Annotated in this window: 14 protein-coding genes; 5 read left to right on the plus strand and 9 right to left on the minus strand. The window is 49.1% G+C overall.

Annotated features, from left to right (window positions below):
• Positions 1-201: 201 nt before the first annotated feature.
• Positions 202-2,082, minus strand: a complete 1,881-nt coding sequence (locus tag NDI44_RS04055; RefSeq protein WP_339380644.1) for an ABC transporter ATP-binding protein — start codon at positions 2,080-2,082, stop codon at positions 202-204.
• Between the two features lie 368 nt (positions 2,083-2,450).
• Here NDI44_RS04055 and NDI44_RS04060 point away from each other — a divergent pair, with 368 nt between their 5' ends.
• Positions 2,451-3,545 (plus strand): WD40 repeat domain-containing protein, encoded by a 1,095-nt coding sequence (locus NDI44_RS04060; RefSeq protein WP_190412483.1) that lies wholly within the window; start codon positions 2,451-2,453, stop codon positions 3,543-3,545.
• Positions 3,546-3,590: 45 nt separating this feature from the next.
• Here NDI44_RS04060 and NDI44_RS04065 read toward each other — a convergent pair whose 3' ends face one another.
• Positions 3,591-5,306 (minus strand): pseudouridine synthase, encoded by a 1,716-nt coding sequence (locus NDI44_RS04065; protein ID WP_339380645.1) that lies wholly within the window; start codon positions 5,304-5,306, stop codon positions 3,591-3,593.
• Between the two features lie 42 nt (positions 5,307-5,348).
• The gene (locus NDI44_RS04070) at positions 5,349-5,594 is read right to left on the minus strand and encodes a hypothetical protein (protein ID WP_190412484.1); all 246 of its coding nucleotides are present in this window, start codon (positions 5,592-5,594) and stop codon (positions 5,349-5,351) included.
• A gap of 186 nt (positions 5,595-5,780) precedes the next feature.
• On the opposite strand from NDI44_RS04070, the gene NDI44_RS04075 reads away from it, so the two are divergent.
• Positions 5,781-6,833 (plus strand): type IV toxin-antitoxin system AbiEi family antitoxin, encoded by a 1,053-nt coding sequence (locus NDI44_RS04075; protein WP_190412485.1) that lies wholly within the window; start codon positions 5,781-5,783, stop codon positions 6,831-6,833.
• On the plus strand, positions 6,826-7,590 hold the full coding sequence (locus tag NDI44_RS04080) for a nucleotidyl transferase AbiEii/AbiGii toxin family protein (protein WP_190412486.1): 765 nt from the start codon (positions 6,826-6,828) through the stop codon (positions 7,588-7,590). The genes NDI44_RS04075 and NDI44_RS04080 overlap by 8 nt, the downstream gene beginning before the upstream one ends.
• Positions 7,591-7,970: 380 nt before the next feature.
• Here NDI44_RS04080 and NDI44_RS04085 read toward each other — a convergent pair whose 3' ends face one another.
• From NDI44_RS04085 to NDI44_RS04095, 3 genes are all read right to left on the minus strand, one after another.
• Positions 7,971-8,675: a DevA family ABC transporter ATP-binding protein gene (locus NDI44_RS04085; protein WP_190412487.1), complete on the minus strand. Its 705-nt coding sequence runs from the start codon at positions 8,673-8,675 to the stop codon at positions 7,971-7,973.
• 9 nt (positions 8,676-8,684) lie between these two features.
• Entirely contained in the window at positions 8,685-9,860 is a 1,176-nt protein-coding gene (devC, locus tag NDI44_RS04090) for an ABC transporter permease DevC (RefSeq protein WP_190412488.1), read from the minus strand.
• A gap of 136 nt (positions 9,861-9,996) precedes the next feature.
• The gene (locus tag NDI44_RS04095) at positions 9,997-11,193 is read right to left on the minus strand and encodes an ABC exporter membrane fusion protein (protein WP_190412489.1); all 1,197 of its coding nucleotides are present in this window, start codon (positions 11,191-11,193) and stop codon (positions 9,997-9,999) included.
• A gap of 166 nt (positions 11,194-11,359) precedes the next feature.
• Between NDI44_RS04095 and NDI44_RS04100 the strand changes: the two genes are divergently transcribed.
• Positions 11,360-11,977: a TetR/AcrR family transcriptional regulator gene (locus NDI44_RS04100; RefSeq protein ID WP_190412490.1), complete on the plus strand. Its 618-nt coding sequence runs from the start codon at positions 11,360-11,362 to the stop codon at positions 11,975-11,977.
• A gap of 81 nt (positions 11,978-12,058) precedes the next feature.
• The gene (locus NDI44_RS04105) at positions 12,059-12,181 is read left to right on the plus strand and encodes a hypothetical protein (protein ID WP_277877555.1); all 123 of its coding nucleotides are present in this window, start codon (positions 12,059-12,061) and stop codon (positions 12,179-12,181) included.
• 23 nt (positions 12,182-12,204) lie between these two features.
• On the opposite strand, the gene NDI44_RS04110 is transcribed toward NDI44_RS04105, so the two are convergent.
• The 3 genes from NDI44_RS04110 to NDI44_RS04120 form a co-directional block, all read right to left on the minus strand.
• A complete protein-coding gene (locus NDI44_RS04110; RefSeq protein ID WP_190412491.1) occupies positions 12,205-12,612 on the minus strand; it encodes a VOC family protein in 408 nt (135 codons plus the stop codon).
• Between the two features lie 121 nt (positions 12,613-12,733).
• The gene (locus NDI44_RS04115; RefSeq protein ID WP_199304830.1) at positions 12,734-13,255 is read right to left on the minus strand and encodes an SRPBCC domain-containing protein; all 522 of its coding nucleotides are present in this window, start codon (positions 13,253-13,255) and stop codon (positions 12,734-12,736) included.
• Positions 13,245-13,589: a metalloregulator ArsR/SmtB family transcription factor gene (locus tag NDI44_RS04120; protein WP_190412492.1), complete on the minus strand. Its 345-nt coding sequence runs from the start codon at positions 13,587-13,589 to the stop codon at positions 13,245-13,247. The genes NDI44_RS04115 and NDI44_RS04120 overlap by 11 nt, the downstream gene beginning before the upstream one ends.
• Positions 13,590-13,596: the final 7 nt, after the last annotated feature.

Here is a 13,596-nt window from a genome sequence, read left to right on the forward strand (position 1 = left end):
TGTCTTGATTAGAGGGACATCTCTAGACACTCATAGCCTATCTGAAACTGTCGCTTACCATCGTGTTCCAGAATGTTGCCGGGTGCGATAATTACCCGAACAAAATCTCAAGTGGGAATCTGTAGAATTGACTGCTTTAGCGCTGATCCTCCGACCTTCAGGCGGGGAATGAGCTTAAAGTGTTTCAATTTTCTAGCATCGTCAGGTCGAGGATGGCTTGTAGTCCAGCATTCGGAAGTAGAGTCCTTTTTGGGATAGAAGTTCGTCATGAGTGCCTTCTTCAACGATCTCGCCCTCCTGCATCACAAAAATGCGATCGCAGTCTACGACAGTTTCGAGTCGGTGCGTCACTAAGATAATTGTTCTTTTGCGACGCAGACGCTGGAGGGTTTCTATAACCCATTGCTCGTGCTTCAAATCTAGCGAACTCGTGGGTTCGTCGAGGATGAGTATCGGAGCCTTCGTCGCTAGCGCCCGCGCGATCGCTAACCGCTGCCGCTGTCCGCCGGAAAGGTTCTGACCGCCCTCGCTGAGCATCGTATCGTACCGCTCCGGCAAGGCTTCGATGAACTCAGCCGCCCCGGATTCCACCGCCGCCTCCCGAATCTCTTGCAAGGTCGCTTCCTCGCAGCCATAGGTAATATTCTCCGCGATCGTTCCGGGGAAAAGCGGACTGCCTTGCGTGACCAGCGCCATGTGTTTGCGGACATCGGCAACCTTAAGGGTGCGGATATCGAAACCGTCGAGTTGGACGCTGCCCCCTGTCGGGTCGTAGAAGCGTGGCAAGAGATTGAGCAGCGTGCTTTTTCCTGTGCCGCTTGGACCCAAAAACGCTACCATCTGACCCGGTTCGATAGTTGCATCGATTTCCCGTAACACGGGTCGCTCAGGGATGTACTCAAAGCTTACGTTGGAAAGGGTTAGGGTGCGGGGATGGACGGGAAACGATCGCGCATCAGGCTCGTCCTTGATGGTGGGTGGCTCGTCAATGACCGTAAAGACGCGATCGCATGAGGCTACGAATGTCTGGATCTTGGTCGTGAACCCCAACACCCAACCGATTGGGTCCCAGAACTGATTAAGGTACGCCAAGAATACGATCAGATCGCCGAGGGTCAGGCCGTTCGGCACCTGGCGCAAAAACTGGTCGCGATAGACCAGATACCCGCCGTAGCCGAAGATTACCCCGCTTCCCAGAGCGAAGACTACCTGAACCGCGAGCGGATAGAGGTTTTCCTGCCAATGGAGCCGCATGGAGGCAGCGACGCTGCGATCGACCACCCGCGTGAAGCGCCGCGACTCCGTCGCTTCTCGACGGAAAGACTGGATGAGTCCGATCAACTCTATCGCTTGCTGCATGGTTGAGGTCATGATCGCATCGGTCTGCTTCGACTCAAACGCCCGACGCCGAATCCTTCCCTCGAAGTACCAGTTCGCGAGTAACAGAAGCGGCGTGAATGAAAGTGCGAACACGGTGAGAAGGACATGGCGCGACAGCATGATCCAGATCATCGCCGTCAGCGTCACCGATGCAGCGGTAGAGCCGATCAGCGTATCGATTACCCCCCAAGGACCGAGGCTGTCGTAGCTCAATCGGTAGATAGCGTCGCCTTGCGATCGCGAACCGTGCCAGCCGAGACTCAGCGCCTGCATTTTGTCGTAGAGTTCGGTGCGAACCCGCAAGGTTCCGTTGTACTGGATGCGGTAGTTCAACATTTTACGGAGCATCATGACGGTATCGCTCAGGATTCTGATGAGCATTGCCACGAACGCCATTCCGAAAATTTGGTTCAGCTTGCCTTCCCCAAGCGGGGCAAGAAACAGCCGATGAATCCAGTTGGGTTTCGGGGTTGGAGAGAGAACCGTATCGACTAGAATCGCCATAGGCCAAGCGTTGAGAAGGTTGCAAAGCACCGATGCCCCAATCAGAAGCAAGAGCGTGACGATCAGCCAGATGTCCCTACGAAAGTAAGAAATAGACCGGAGGACGATCCGCACCAACCAATGTTGGTATATTGACCGCTTCACCATTTTTGGCGGATTTTCCCGGCTTTTTAAAGATGCTTTGAGTGGAAAAGTCATGGATGTGCTGGGTGACTCTAAGCAGAACAATGACACCAATTGGACAATTTCAGAGAGCCGGGGGTCAGAAATCAACTTTGGTTTTTAACCCCTTGAAAGACGATTCAAAACTCCTGAAACCCTTGAAAAATTCTAGGTTAGGTAGGACGTAAGCGTAGGCGCGTTCATGCCGTAAGACTTGCCAGTTCAAAAAAGCATCAATCAGTTGGGTGAATCAACTGGGTGATGTGCGATCGCAAATTGCTTTGTTAAGGTCGGGCTGTTGTAGCTGTTATGACGGCAACATTTGCATATACAACTGCCGTCTTATTGGATTGTATCGGCGAGTCATAAAGTTTTTGTCCTACCTGAGCTATATACCTATCTATATGAAAAATCTCAAGCAATTGTCTTGGAAAAACGCGCTCGCTCTGGCTGTTATGGCAACAATTGCCACTGGCGCGATCGCTAAACTCCCATCAATAGCCCAACCCTCAACCCAACCCAGTTCAACAACCGCTAACTCCAAAAGAGACTTTGAGCCAATCTACAATTTAAGCGGGCATAACAGCGATGTTACTTTTCTAACCTTCAATACGAATAGTCAAATCCTGTTTAGCCATAGCCCTGGCGGGGCACTCAAGCTGTGGAACCTCAAAACAGGTAAGCTGCTGCGGACCCTGAATGAAAAAATATATGCCGCAGGTGTCGTTGCGGTTACTCCCAATGTCCAAACCTTGGTGACGGTTGACCGTAAGGCACAGGATAATGACAAAACGATTAAGGTGTGGAATCTGAAAACGAATAAACTTCTCCGCACCTTGAACGGTCATTCACAACCAGTCAATCACCTTGAAATCAGTGCCGATGGGCAAACTTTAGTCAGTGCCAGTAATGACAAGAAAGTGTTGGTGTGGAACCTGAAAACAGGCAAACGGCTACAGACTATCAATCCACAATCAACCCCGATTCGGTCGATTGCCCTCAGCCCAAACAGTCAGATACTCGCGACTGGCGGTGGAGAATATGTGGATCAAAATACCAGTACGGACACCAGCATTCAGCTATGGGATGTCAAGACAGGAAAACTGCTGGGTACTCTCGAAGGACAGACTAGCCCAATTAGTTCCATTGCGATCGCTCCCGATGGGCAGACGCTTGTCAGCGTTGCAGATTCCATCAAGATATGGAACCTGAGAACAAAGCAGCTTCTCCACACATTACCCGGAGGTTCCGCTTCCATTTCAATTAGCCCTGATGGGCAGAAGCTGGTTACGGCTGCTTGGGATCATTCAGTTAAATTGTGGAATTTGCGGACTGGAACGCTACTTAAAACACTGTTTGAGCCTTCTATTAACGACCAAAATCTTGGTCGCATATACACAACCAGCATTGCCTTTAGTCCGGATGGCAAAACGATTGCCATCGGTTCTGGGGGTGTTTTGTCCACTTTTGGAATCAGTGTTTTGCGGGGGTCTTTTTGAAGCGCCGATCGCCTTTTGATAAGTTACCGTCATCAGAGCAATTCATCAAAACGGTGTCTTTGTTTGTAAATGCAAAGGTTGTCCAGATTGCGGATGCACAAAGCGAAGTTCCCTGGCGTGCAGATGTAACCGACTGACAGTTGCACGACATCCGTAAAGGCGATCGCCTAATATCGTTACCCCAAGTCCTCGCGGATCGGCTGCGTGAACCCGTAGCTGATGGGTGCGTCCAGTTAGGGGGATAAACTCTATGCGAGTCCAATCGCCTTCCCTAGCGATAACTTGGAAGCGAGTCAAGCTAGGTTTACCGCGTTCATCGACTTTTTGATAGGGACGATTTTCCGGATCTCCCCATAAAGGGAGTGCGATCGCACCTTGCTCAATTGTCACCGAACCGGAAAGTAAGGCTTCGTAAACCTTGTAAACTTGCCGCCGCTGAAACTGCTGACTGAGTTGACGATGGGTTGAGCGATCGCGTGCCAGCAAGAGAATACCAGATGTTTCTTGATCCAGACGATGCACAGATGCGATCGCCATGCCATCCGGTAACAGATGACGCAAGCGACTGAGGACACTATCAAAGGTGTGGTGATAACGACCAGGTACTGATAGGAACCCTGCGGGTTTGTTCATCGCAATCAGCCATTCATCTTCATAAACAATGGGGACCTCTCCCCACACCCCTCCCCTAATAGGGGAGGGGCTTCTTACGCCCTCTTCCCTCCCCCCCTTTTTTAGGGGGGGCAGGGGGGGATCGAAGGGGAGGTTAGCTTCCAATCCCGAAAGCAGAAATCCCATTAATGGCTGACAGCGTTCTGCACAGGCTCCATAAAATTCTCCCTGAATTTTGTCTCGATCTGCTGAAGATGACCCCCACCAAAACTCTGCCATTGCCAGTGGCTTCAGTCCATGCGTTGCCGCATAGTGCAGCAGCTTAGGGGCGCAACAGTCTCCGGTTCCAGTGGGCATCGAGCCTCCTGGCATCAATTCCTGCAACGATAGAGACTCTCCTGCAAAATTAGTCAGGCTATATGCCGCGTGTATCTGAGTCTGCAATTCGCGGGATAGTTCTTTGCGCTGTTTTTTGAGTTCGCGCATCCGCTCCTGGGTTGCTTCAATCAATTCCTTAAGTGGCTGCAACACTTTATTCTGCTGGCGTTTGAGCATTCGTCGCTCAATTCCATGCTGACGACTTTCTTCGTCAAGTTCTTCGAGGGCAATCGTCAGCGCTTCTCCAGTTAGTGTTTCGCAGAGTCGCTGACGTTTTCGGTGTCGTTGCTGCTTGCAATCTCGATGGCGATCGCTCATTTCTTGCAACTGCTGTTCAAACTTGCGAGAGTGCGTTTCGTACTGCTGCCATTCTGGAAGTTGCTTTAGGGTAATCAATTCCTGCTTAATCGCCTCCAGTTGGGCTAAGGTGCGGGCTTCTTCTAGAGCAACTTCGTCTCGTCCCGGAATTGGCGGCACCCAGCCCTCGATTGTACTATTACCATTGAGAAGACCGGAGAAGGCTTTAAGTATCTGTTGTTCGCCATTCGGCAGTTCAACCAGCAGGATTCCATACATCTTGCCTTCATCGGAATAACAGTCATTATTGGCAAGATGCTGCATTAACTCTCTAGCGATCGCTTCTGCTTCCGGGGTGCGGGGTAGTCTCAGTAGTTCACCACTTTGAGGACAGCGCCCTTCATACCAATAGTTTTGAAGACCTTTGGCAACCTCTGTAGATAGTCTCTTGCGGGTATCTATTTTCTCATGCACCGATGATTACTCTAGCAACGCCTACAACAAAAAGACCCACAATTAGGATAGCTGCTGTAGCTTTTTAAACTCGGCAATTTGATAGCAGCGATAATCTCCAGTCGTTACCAGTCTTGCCCAATGATCGCAATTGAGGCGATATATGATGTGAGGGGTTTTGGGTGAGAGCGATCGCACCGTTTGTCTCTGGCATTCGTTGATGCGATCGCCTGTACCGTAGATGCTCTGGTATCGGCGATAGAGTCTATAACAGTAAATGTGTTGAAGATTTATTTGGTATATACCCAATTTCTGGTGATGTTAAACTGTGCTGGCTAATTGCATAGGATTCGCCAGTATACTAGAAGTCCGTGCTGTACATCAAATCAGTACTAAATAGAAGATTTTTAGCAGGCATTTAGAATAAGATATAGAGTGCAGCGTAAAACTTGCTCAAACTGAATAAAATGGGCGTATCTGAAACGGTTGATTTCTATGCAGCCGAAGCATCCCCTATTGCAAAAATGTCTAAAATTACTTGAGTCCTTGCCGAACCTTCAGGCAAAGGTTGAGGCATTGCCGTATATCACAGATAATCTATTGGCGGATGGTCGGCTGATCCTTTACGGATCTGGGCAACAGGTAGAGTACGTTTGTGAAATTAAGTCGGATATTACCAGCGAAACGATTGATTTTATCGTTGACTATCTGCTTCACTTTAGACAAAGACTTGACGATGAACAAAGACCTTTGTTGGTGACACAAAATTTATCTGAACGAGTAGTCGATCGGTTGCTTAAAAAGAATATTGAATTCATTGATACAACGGGTAATATTTACCTCAACAGTCCAATTACCTACATTTTGGTACGCCGTCAGTCTCATTCAGGCGTAACGTCTAACATTACAAATAGCTCACTGCAACTTATCTATGTCTTGCTGAAATTCCCTCATATTTTGAAAGAGAAAGATTTTGAGCGGGAACTAGCTGTAGCCTCCGGAATCTCATTGAGTACCGTCAGACACACCTTAGAAAAGCTCTATAAACTCGACTATCTCCAGCGGAAACGGGGTGATTATAGGATTGTGGATTACATCAAACTCTTAGAACGTTGGGAGATGGGCTACGTTGAAAGCTTGCGTTCTAAGTTATTGATTGATACCTTTACTCCAGTGGGAAAGCGTCCTTTCTACGAGATTGCTGACGCGATTGCTCGACAGGCTCAAGAGTATGGCTACCTGATTGGCGGAGAACTGGGAGCAGCGCTTGCCACTGACTATTTGCGCCCCATTGGTGCTACCCTCCATGTACCAGAGGATTACCGCCCAATCTTTGTAAAGCTGAAACTCAAACCCAGCCCTCAAGGAGAAATTGCACTGTTGCGACAATTCGGAAGTCATAATGCCTGGAATTGCGATCAATTCACGTCCCTTGTCGATCCAGTGTTCATTCATGCTGAATTGCAAACAAGCAACGACGATCGCTTGCGAGAAACTGCCGAGCGCCTCTTTGGCAAGTATATCGCTCAGAGGGCAAACGATGCTTGAACCGAAGGACAAAAAAGTTCTGGCAGATATTAAGGCAGCTGTCGATTCTTTGGAACTACCAATGCTGATAGTTGGTGCTGGAGCTAGGCTCCTCATTTTTGACCAACACTACAACGTTCAAGGACGTAGCACTAAGGATTGGGATGTGGCGATTCCGATAGCGAGTTGGTCAGATTTTCAAACCTTGAGCGATCGCATGACTAAAGGCTCGTCTCCTCGCTTTAGCACAACCCAATTACCCCACAACTTTATTCACATTGAAACTGAAACAAAAGTTGACATTGTGCCTTTTGGGGTAATTAGTGAGCCAGATCAACAGATTGAATGGGCTGACGGCAATCAAATGAACGTCATGGGTTTGGAAGAAGCTTTAATCCATGCAAGTGTAGAGACAATTGACGATCTTAAGCTTCAGGTCGTCGATACACCAGGTTTCATTGTACTGAAGCTATTTGCTTGGGGCGATCGCCGAGAAAAGACAAACAAAGACTTGCAAGATATCGACTTCATCCTTGTGCATTACAGCGATGATGAGCGCGTGTACGAAGAACTCGCTGAAGAACTCGCTGAAGGGCAGATTAAATATCTAGATGCGGCGATTTATCTGCTTGGACGGGACATCCGGAAAATCTTCCGAGATGAGACGGTGGTTCAACTCAATGCCCTTCTGGAGCGGCTTGTGCATGAATCAGACGATGATGCACCTGATTCTAATGAGTGGAGGCTTAAAGTCCTAAAAAGAGGAATTAACAGCTAGAGGGTTTGATTGCAGTGATAAAATCAAGGCGATCGGCTTGCGGGTGCCGGAGGCGATCACAACCTCGAATAAACAGAGCGAACTGACTCTTTCTGCGCTAGGCTAACGCCTCGCTTCGCTAACGCTATCGCACCAGATGATTTTAGCTGCACGTAGACATCAACGCGATCGCCTGCCGTCATAGTTTCAGAGTGTCAGTATAGTAAAGCCAATGGTGAGAAGCAATATCCGTGCGATCGCTTCCAGGTGGATGTCAGGATGCCTGTTTGTGATGGTGTGGTAGCAAATTTTGAAATCCGTCAACGCTTTCCTGCATTCGCGTTCGGTGGCTTCATTAAAGTTGCATATTGCATTTAGATCATCTATGTTACAAATAATTTCTAAGCGACTGATGCCAGCGCAGTATCACTTGCTAAGTATCCATCTTCCATGTGAACAATGCGATCGGCAATATCCAAAATGCGGTTGTCATGAGTCACCAATAGAATGGTACAACCTTGTTCTTTTGCCAGTATTTGCATCAGGCTAACGACTTCACGACCGGATTTGCTATCGAGAGCAGCAGTCGGTTCGTCAGCAAGAATCAGTTTGGGATGACTCACCAAGGCGCGGGCGATCGCTACTCGTTGCTTTTGCCCACCCGACAGATCGGCGGGATAGTAATTGATCCGATTTCCCAGTCCTACCTGTTCTAGCATTTCGGCTGAGCGCTGGCGCATCTGGTGTGGAGAAATATCCTTGTGCAACTCTAAGCCCATCTTGACGTTCTGGAGTGCCGTTAAGCTACCGTGCAAGTTGTGCGCCTGAAAGATATAACCATTGTGCCGTCGCGCTTGTACCAGTGCTGTCGGATTTGCACCACAGAGTTCTTGTCCTAACACCTTGAGACTACCCGATTGGGCAGATCGCAATCCACCAACTAAAGTTAGCAGCGTGGTTTTGCCGGAACCAGAAGGCCCGGTCATGATGATAATCTCACCAGCATTGATTTCTAAACTGATGTCAAATAAAACTTGTTTGCGGAGTTGATCTTGACCAAAGTAGTGATCGAGGTTGTGAATAGAGATGACAGGTTGAGGAGACATAATATAAACCTAAAACATATCAGCCGGGTCAGCTGATTGCAATTTGCGGGTAGCGATCGCTCCAGAAAGGGTACACATCACCATCGTCAACATCAGCACGAAAATCCCTCGCGCCACAGTCATGTACAGAGGCAAATTCGTCGCATTACGAGTCAGGCGGTACAGTCCTGCGGAAATGGCAATACTAGGGATAAAGCCGATGATTGCTAAGATAACGGCTTCTTCAAACACCACCATGAGTAGGTAGCGATTGCGATAGCCCATTGCCTTGAAAGTGGCGTATTCTCCCATGTGAGCATTCACATCTGTTGAGAGAACTTGGTAGACAATGATAACGCCAACAATGAAGCCCATTGTCACGCCCAAGTTAAAAATAAATCCAATCGGTGTATTCTTTGCCCAGTAGCTTCTTTCAAACTCGATAAATTCCTGCCGAGTCAGAACCTGAACATCATTCGGCAAGTGTGCTTTCAAAGCTTGTACCGTTTGCACTGCATCGGTTCCGGGTTGCAGTTGCAGTAAGCCGACACTGACGCTGCTTGCCTGTCTGCGGGGAAACAACCGCAGAAAGTTTTGGTCGCTGGTAATCAGGTGTCCGTCTGCACCAAAGGAAGATCCGATGCGAATTTTGCCAGCAACGGTAATACTATGCCGCTCAATTTCTGTCTTCAGTGGCTGGTTTTGTTCGAGTTGCGCGATCGCTGCTTTGTAGTCTCCACGGCTACCGCTGTCAAACAAAACTGTGTTAGGCAGCTTAATCTGGTTTAATTGTTGGTTAATGTCTGGTTGCTCAAAGACTGAGCTGTTAGGGTCAAATCCCAACATCAGCATACTCGTTTCGCGCTGGGTGGTGGGATGCTTCCAGTTCACCATGTTGGCGTAGAGTGCTTCCGCAGACTGAACGCCTGGAATATCCATCGACTGGTACAAACGCCGTCGCGGGAAGGACGACATATTTGATAGATTGCGAGCTTGAGGGCTGAGCAGAACGACATCGGCGCGAACGCTATTGTGGACTAAAACGGCACTGTTGAATAGCGCACTCTGAAACCCCAACTGCATCAACATCAAGACATCTGCAAACACAACACCCGCACACGCAACGACCAGTTTTCCTTTTTGATGACTTAGTTGCAGCCATCCTAACGGTGTTCGACGTTGGAGTTGTTGAATCAAGCCAATCATATAGCAGTCCTATTTGCGTTGTAAATTTTTTTAGGAACCGCGAAGACGCACTAGCGAAGCCATGCGCGTTAGCGCTATAGAGCGCGAAGGATGAGTAAGAAGAGAGATCCCTGATTTTTTGAATTAATTAGGATTGCTATAGTTCAATGACCACCTTAACTTGCTGATTCGTGAGTCGGGCAGCCTTGCGAGTAGAGTCTGCATCCAGACGAATTTTGACTTCCACAATGCGCCCATCAATATTGGCGGAGGGATCGCTGTTCACAATGTCTTGGCGCAGCACTTTGTAGCCAACCTGTTCGACAGTCCCGCTGAGTTCGCTGTCAATCGAGTCACTACTCACCCGCGCCGTTTGTCCTGGACGGATCTTCTTGATGTCACTCTGATAAACTTCTGCGATCGCAAACATCTGCTGAGTTCGCCCAATTTCGGCAATTCCGTCGTTGCTAATTAGTTCGCCGGGACGGGTGTAGATTTTGAGGATTTGACCATCTTGAGGCGATCGCACGGATGCCTGCTCTAAGTTTGCCTTGGCTTGCTCAACGGCTGCTAAGGCTTGCCGAACATCGGCGTGGGCTACCTGCACGTCTACTGGGCGCACCTCTGCAATTCGATCCAAGGTGGCGCGGGCTTCATTCAGTTGCTGTTGGCGAGAATTCCGAGTGCGATCGCGGGCGGCTTGCGCTTCTTGCAGTTGCTTTTGGGCAGTTGTCAGTGTCAGTCGCTTACTATCGCGTTGGGATGCCGAAACCGCTCCGTTCTGGTAAAGCAATGCGTAGCGCTGGTACTCCACCTGTGCATTTTGCACTTCCGCTTCCAGACGGGCAACGGTAGCGGCTTGCGCGTTCAAGTCCCCAACCCGTTCAGCTTCTAGTTGGGCTATCTGGGAGCGTTGCGCCTGGATTTCGCCCGTCTTCGCCCCTGCACGCACCTGATCCAGTTTGGCTTGGGCAACTCGCACCTGTTCTTGTGCCTGCATCACAGATGCCTGGAGGCGATCGCGACTGTTGAGTACCGCAATTGCTTGTCCCTTGCGAACGCGATCGCCTTCTTTGACTAACAGTTGATCCACTCGATTCCCCTCCGCAGATGTGGGTGCAGAAAGCGCGATCGCTTCCCCTTCTGGCTCTAGCCGTCCCAACGCCGTCACGGTTTTGATTTGGGGCGTACTGATCGCTGTGGATGGGGTCGTACTGGATTGCTGGATACGCCCCGCCCAAACGGTATATGCCATCACTCCACCTGTTGCCAAGGTTGCAGCGATCGCCAGCAGAGTCAGTGGTCGAGAAAGACGTTTAGAGGATGGATTACCTGCTGCCACTTCTTGCATCATCTGTCAGATTCCCCAGTTCTAGGAAGGGACTAAACTAAACGGTTTAGTTTTCATACAACTAAACTAAACGGTTTAGTACAATAACGTCAAGGGAGTCCTGAAAATTCTCTAGAACTCCTCAAAGCGAATACCCCTAGAATGACTGTGACAATCAGATCAGGAATGAATGAGACGGACGAAGATGACGGAACCGAAGCAGGATGGGTTAGCAGAGAAAGCCGAACAGATATTGACAGGCGCAATGCAAGAGTTTCTGGTGCATGGCTATGCCGCGACTAGCATGGATCGGGTGGCGAAGACGGCTGGCGTATCCAAACCAACGGTTTACACCTACTTTCAAGATAAAGAAGGACTGTTCACTGCCCTCGTCCAACGGTTTGCTCAAAGAAAGTTTTCCATCATCCAACGTTTTCTGCCGTCGGAAGGAGATGCTTTCGTGGTGCTGCGGCAGCTATTAACGAAGGCACTGAATGAGATCATTTGCGATGGTGAAGAAATTGCCCTGTTGCGGCTAATTATTGGCGAGTCTGGACGCTTTCCCGAACTGGCGCAAATCTTTGTTCGCACGTTGGTAAAACCGGGCGTTGAAACATTGAGCCAGTATCTGGCATCGAGTCCAAACTTAAAGATTGCCGATCCCGAAGCAACCGCACGTATTTTTTTAGGTGCATTAGTTCATTTCATGATGGTACAGAAAATGCTTCACGGTCAGGATATTCTGCCGATGGAGAGCGATCGCCTGATCGATAGCTTAATGAATCTTCTCAAGGAATCCGAAGCTTGAGCGGAGTTGATATTAGCAACGGTTTGCACATCCTTGTCACCCCGAACAGTTGATGACAGTTCGGGGACTACCGATTGAGTTGTGGGCAAATATCTAGATATGCGATCGCCACAAATTTACCAAATGGAAAATCGGGCATTGCAATCTGCCTTAGCGATCGTTCAACCCGAAATTACTTTCACTACCACAACGATCGACCCTTGAATGGCATTCCTCTGATTCCATTTTCAACCTTGATTTATTGCACTAGGTTCCATGTAGACAAGTTCCCAAATGTGGCTATCTAAATCTTGAAACCCATGTGCGTACATAAAACCGTGGTCTTGTGGTTCATTGTAAGTTGATCCACCAGCGGCGACTGCCTTGCGAACCATTTCATCGACTTTTTCTCGGCTGTCAGAAGATAAGCAAACCAGGACTTCTGTGCTTTTGGTTGCATCACAAATTTCTTTCGGAGTAAACGTCTTAAATTTGTCGTGAGTTAATAGCATCACGAAGATGTCATCGCTGACAATCATGCAAGTCGCCGTTTCATCAGTAAATTGAGCGTTAAAACTGAAGCCAAGTTTCGTAAAAAACTCAACAGACTGATTCAGGTCTTTTACGGGCAGATTCACGAAAATTTTAGTAGTCATCTTTTCTCCTTTTGAGAGTTCATTGCATATATGGAAGTATCGGCAAGGCGACACTAATGTTCCGCTTGAGTCGTTTCACAAAAGACCACCAGTTGACCGTCTCATGGGTGGTAAAGGAGACTCAAGCCGTCGCCAAGAACTCATCAAGGCAGTCAAAGCTGGAGTTCCACCCACCAATAACCCCCATCTCCTCATGCTTCCGGCGGTCTTCGGCAGACTCATGCACAATGCGGAGTGTGAGCTTGGTCTTGCCGTCCAAATCCTCGAAAAGCACCGTCATCACCATTCCTTTTGGCAGATCGGCGTTCACGACCTTTTCAAAGCCTTCATCAAATTCATCAGTGGTAACAATCCGTTCAAGAGGCACAACTTCGCGGAAGACACCTTTGCCTGGGTACTCTGTGCCGTCTGGGCCAATCATGACGTAGCGCGATTTACCGCCTGGACGCAGATCCAGCTCAGTCACCTTGGTCGTGAAACCTTTCGGCCCCCACCACTGCGCTACGTGTTCCGGGTCAGTCCACGCCTTGAATACGAGTTCGCGCGGCGCGTTGAAGACGCGGGTGATGACGATCTCGCGTTGACCGGAGGTCGGTCGTAGACCCTCGCTTTGAGCATCAATGGAATCATTTTTATTGCCCATCTTGTTTCTCCTGGGTTTGTAACTCGTGCAGGTAATCATCCAGCCGATCAAGTCTCTCTTCCCAAAATTGGCGATATTGCTCGATCCAATCCATTGCGTCCTTGAGTGGCTCCGCTTTGATCTGGCAGGGTCGCCATTGAGCCTCTCGACCCCGCGCGATCAGTCCCGCACGCTCCAGCACCTTGAGATGCTTGGAGATGGCAGGAAGGCTCATCTCAAAGGGTTCTGCTAACTCCGTGACCGATGCCTCACCCTTGGCTAGGTGAGCTAGGATTGCACGCCGGGTAGGATCGGCAAGGGCGGCAAAGGTGACGCTCAGTTGATCGGAAGACACTTGTATT

The sequence above is a fragment of the Trichocoleus sp. DQ-A3 genome, from assembly GCF_039961975.1.
GTDB lineage: Bacteria > Cyanobacteriota > Cyanobacteriia > Cyanobacteriales > FACHB-T130 > FACHB-T130.

What these genes read in the sequence shown, in the direction of transcription:
- NDI44_RS04075 (WP_190412485.1), top strand. Translation starts at nt 5,781, where the DNA reads ATGCAGCCGAAGCATCCCCTATTGCAAAAATGTCTAAAATTACTTGAG.
- NDI44_RS04100 (WP_190412490.1), top strand. Translation starts at nt 11,360, where the DNA reads ATGAGACGGACGAAGATGACGGAACCGAAGCAGGATGGGTTAGCAGAG.
- NDI44_RS04095 (WP_190412489.1), bottom strand. Translation starts at nt 11,193, where the DNA reads ATGATGCAAGAAGTGGCAGCAGGTAATCCATCCTCTAAACGTCTTTCT.
- NDI44_RS04080 (WP_190412486.1), top strand. Translation starts at nt 6,826, where the DNA reads ATGCTTGAACCGAAGGACAAAAAAGTTCTGGCAGATATTAAGGCAGCT.
- NDI44_RS04115 (WP_199304830.1), bottom strand. Translation starts at nt 13,255, where the DNA reads ATGGGCAATAAAAATGATTCCATTGATGCTCAAAGCGAGGGTCTACGA.
- NDI44_RS04110 (WP_190412491.1), bottom strand. Translation starts at nt 12,612, where the DNA reads ATGACTACTAAAATTTTCGTGAATCTGCCCGTAAAAGACCTGAATCAG.
- devC (WP_190412488.1), bottom strand. Translation starts at nt 9,860, where the DNA reads ATGATTGGCTTGATTCAACAACTCCAACGTCGAACACCGTTAGGATGG.
- NDI44_RS04055 (WP_339380644.1), bottom strand. Translation starts at nt 2,082, where the DNA reads ATGACTTTTCCACTCAAAGCATCTTTAAAAAGCCGGGAAAATCCGCCA.
- NDI44_RS04085 (WP_190412487.1), bottom strand. Translation starts at nt 8,675, where the DNA reads ATGTCTCCTCAACCTGTCATCTCTATTCACAACCTCGATCACTACTTT.
- NDI44_RS04060 (WP_190412483.1), top strand. Translation starts at nt 2,451, where the DNA reads ATGAAAAATCTCAAGCAATTGTCTTGGAAAAACGCGCTCGCTCTGGCT.